The organism is Acidiplasma cupricumulans (assembly GCF_001402935.1).
GTDB lineage: Archaea > Thermoplasmatota > Thermoplasmata > Thermoplasmatales > Thermoplasmataceae > Acidiplasma > Acidiplasma aeolicum.
In genome coordinates this window covers 1-4,161 of record NZ_LKBH01000048.1, presented here as the reverse complement: position 1 = coordinate 4,161, position 4,161 = coordinate 1, and the positions used below count along the sequence as shown (strand labels likewise).

At 31.1% G+C, this 4,161-nt stretch carries 3 protein-coding genes; 1 reads left to right on the top strand and 2 read right to left on the bottom strand.

The window, feature by feature from the left end; all coding sequences use genetic code 11:
* Positions 1–435 precede the first annotated feature (435 nt).
* Positions 436–1,683 carry a diaminopimelate decarboxylase gene (gene lysA / locus AOG55_RS01770; protein WP_054963861.1) on the bottom strand — a complete coding sequence of 416 codons (1,248 nt, stop codon included), beginning with the start codon at positions 1,681–1,683 and terminating at the stop codon, positions 436–438.
* A 128-nt stretch (positions 1,684–1,811) separates the two neighbouring features.
* On the opposite strand from lysA, the gene AOG55_RS01765 reads away from it, so the two are divergent.
* Complete coding sequence (locus tag AOG55_RS01765) at positions 1,812–3,560, top strand: molybdopterin molybdotransferase MoeA (protein WP_055040812.1); 1,749 nt, start codon at positions 1,812–1,814, stop codon at positions 3,558–3,560.
* A gap of 10 nt (positions 3,561–3,570) precedes the next feature.
* On the opposite strand, the gene AOG55_RS01760 is transcribed toward AOG55_RS01765, so the two are convergent.
* Positions 3,571–4,161, bottom strand: a 591-nt coding sequence (locus tag AOG55_RS01760) for a winged helix-turn-helix domain-containing protein (protein WP_055040811.1), incomplete at its 5' end; no start/stop codon positions are given.

Below are 4,161 nucleotides of genomic sequence, written 5' to 3'. Positions count from 1 at the left end.
TATGATTAAACATAAACATAAAAGAATATTATATATTTAATTAAAGGGAATATACGTGGTAACTATAAGATATAACAATAAAACATTCTACAACTATAAGTAAAAAGACTTAATTATAATTCCACAAATTAATAAGCTAATTGTAATAATGATGATATCTACCATGGGATGTTAATTTGTATAATAATTATAATGAAATGTTAATATATTTACTTTTATCTTGTTTAATGATAAATATAAAAAACTTATTAACTCTTATTTATCAACATTAAATGGAGTGGTTTGTTATCATAATTATGAGAGAAAAGATATTCTATTATTCATAGATGGTGTATTTGTTTCAACAACTTTGATGATATATGAGTAAAATAAAGGCAAGTTAAATAAATAAGAATGGTATATAAATGAAATAATTACAGAATATCATAAATAATGCTATGGATAAAAAGTTTTTAGCATATCATCAACCGACTCTCTTTTTTTAATAAGCCTTAAATTTCCATCTAAAATAATGGCCTCGGCAGGTCTGGCCAGAAGATTATAGTTGGATGCCATGGACATTATATATGCACCTGCATTGGAAATTATAACAATATCACCGTCATTTACACTGGGAATTTTTATGTTCCTTGCAATATAATCAGTGTTTTCACATGCCTGCCCAACAATATCTGCACTGATTAATTTGCCGTCGCTGCATTTTCCGGCAATGTATATTTTATGGTATGCACCATATAAGGGTATTCTTATAAGTGTATTCATGCTTGCATCAGTGCCTATTATTGTATGCCCATAATTTTTTATTGATGTTATTCTTGAAATTAATATAGCGGAATCCGCAATTATATAGCGGCCGGGCTCTATAATAAGGTCTGAATTATTAAATATACAATTAAAATTCTCAAAATTTTCCAAAATATATCCAGCAGCTGCTTTTATATCAAAATCTGGATCATTATCACGGTATGGCACACCAAAACCACCGCCAAGGTCAAGATAATCAAATGAAATATCAAGTTTTTTTGAAATATTCGCTGCAATATTAAAAAAAATTCTACTGGATTCCTTAAAAAATTTGGCTGAGAGAACGTTGGAACCGGTCATCATATGTATGCCAAATCTTTTTGCCCCGTGATCCCGGGCATATTTATATGATTTTAATGCCTCATCGTATGATATGCCAAATTTTACATTTTCACCGGCGGTTGTTATCTCCTTAAATTCTCCCATCCCAATCCCCGGATTGATTCTAAATGAGACAAATTCCGGATTTAAATCCTGCACAAGTTTATACTGGCCAAGATGGTCATAATTTATTTTAATGCCATTATTTATTAAAAAGGCCAGACCTTCCCTATCAAGATTATTTGGGGTTGACACAACATCATTATTATTAAATCCCAGTTTTAATGCAAGCATGGCCTCATTTTGATTTGCTGCATCGATGCCACAGCCAAGGCTTTTTAACAAATTTAAAATGTATGGATTATAATTAGCCTTCATGGCAAAATGTATTGAAATATTATATGGCATAAAAGCATTTATTATTCTTTTAACATTTTCTCTTATTCTTTTTTCTGAATAAAGTATTAACGGTGTTCCAAAATCATTAACAGCATTATAAATATTAATACCGGAAAACTCTGTGCAGTTTTTTTCCAAACTAAAATCTGAATAAAGCATTATAACCAGTATTTTATCTCTTTAATTATTTTTTTGCATATAATTATGTTTTTAATATCATTTTTTCTGATACATTTAATAGTAAATATAATTTATGATAAAATTATACATTAAAACTGGTGATTTTTATGACATACATGTTTGATAATATTAAGGCCTTTGACGATGCATATGAAATAATCAAAAATAATATAAGAAAAATAAATGATTTTGAGTACGTATCTATATATGATGCCTTTGGAAGGATATGCCATGATGACATATACAGTGTAAATAATCTACCATTATTTTCAAGGTCACAGGTTGATGGTTATGCAGTAATAACATCTGACCTACAGAATGCAGACCGGGAGCACCCAGTAACACTTGAGCTTGCAGGTCAAACATATATCGGCAACCCGCCTGTAAATCATCCCGGAAATGGTAAATGCATGAAGGTCCCAACCGGAGCGGCAATACCAGTGGGCGCTGATGCCATGGTTCCCTTTGAGGATGCAGCAATAAATGGTAATATGGTAACTTTTAATGCACCCGTGGATAAATTTAATGAGATTTCCAATGCGGGACTGGATGTTATGAGGGGTGAGAGGCTTGCAGAAAAATTTAAGATGCTTGATGAACGGGATATTTCTGTAATAGCTGCAACAGGCCAGAATGTTATAAAGGTGTTCCGAAAAATAAACATAGGGATAATACCAACTGGAGATGAACTTATTAGACCTGGAGAAAATTATGTTGAGGGGAAAATTTTTGAATCCAATTCAATTGCAATTTATCAGGCATTAAAAAAATATAATTCATTTAACGTTAAAATTTATGATATTGTCAGGGATTCATATGAAGAACTTAAAAAGGTAATTAATGCATCAGTTACAGAAAATGATGTAACCATTACCATTGGAAGCACATCTGCAGGTGAAATGGACTATGTTTATAAAATTATAGGTGAATACAAGCCCGGAATTTTATTTCATGGCGTTAGGGTAAAGCCAGGAAAACCGGTTTTATTTGCCAAGGCAGGTGAAAGGGATATTTTTGGTCTGCCGGGATTTCCCGTCTCGTCCATAATGCTTCTTTATACAATGGTGCTGCCAAACATATTTTCAATGGTTAATTATAATTTTAAAAATTATAGCGTTAATGCCATTGCAGGAGAACCATTTGATCTTCATAGGGGAAATACAGATATATTACTTTTAAAACTGGTGAGACATAAGGGCTCATATTTTGCATACCAGGTCAGGGGCAATTCAGGGTCAATATCAAGAATAATGAGGGCAAATGGTTTTTCCACACATAATTCGGTTACCGGCACATTGCAGAAGGGAGATGGGATAAATGTAAATTTATTTGACCCGCACATACCTGAAATACTTATTGCAGGGCAGTATCTTCCAGATATGGAATTTATGCCATATGACTTAAAAATAAATTCAATCTTTGCTGAATTTACATACAATGATATAAGGGAATCAATGCTGAATAATGAGGCGGATGTGTATATTTCAAATTATAATGAGGACCTTTATAATGAAAATTATGATAAAATTACATTTTTAAAGAATTACGGTCTTTATTTTAATAAAAAGGATTATAAATATCTGGCTGTGCTTTATAAGGACTCTGGATTGTTTAATATATGCCATGATTACATTGAGGGCTCAAATATTATATTACTGGATAGGCCAGGGATGATACCGGACTATGTTTTTAATAAGAGATGCGATGCCGGAATTTCATACTCAGATTACTCTGAGATGTACAAAATACCATTTGAACCGCTGGGCAGGATAAGGTTTAATGTATATATAAATAAGACAGGCAACTATTATAAAATTCTTTTTGATTTTTTTAATTCAATTAAGGATAAAAATTAAATTTTTTATTTTATTTTAAAATATATTTACCCAGATTTGTGCTGGCAAATGGAAATATCAGAAAAAGAAAAATATTTTGCTCATCTCCATCAGGCAGTTCTCCAAGTATTTCTGTTATTTTTTCTGCCAGGATTTTGGCATTTTCATTTGAAAGGGACCCAAAGGTTGTTAGTATACTGTCAAAATTATTTTTAATATTTGTTATATCTTCATCAGTATAGGAATCTATTTCCACGGCAAGCACATTTAATAAAAGCGCCTGGGCCATAAAAAATGACTTTAGCATATCCTTAATTTCTTTATTTCCTAGCCTTAAAAGTTCTTCCACCATAATTTTTTGTGATACATTAAAAGCTTCTGTGTTTAATCTGTAATATTTTTCAACATAATTTTTTTTTACAATTACCTCCGGTGGCAGAACAAGATTTTCCTTTAGCATTTCTGAAATATTCTGATATAAATTTGACCTTGTTGTATTAATGTATCTGGCCATTTGTGTTACTGTCATTTTTTGATATTTAATAAGCAGCGTGATAATTTTTGTTTTAATTTCGCTCCTGAATGTATTTAATAGTTTATTGTACATAAACATAAATTTATA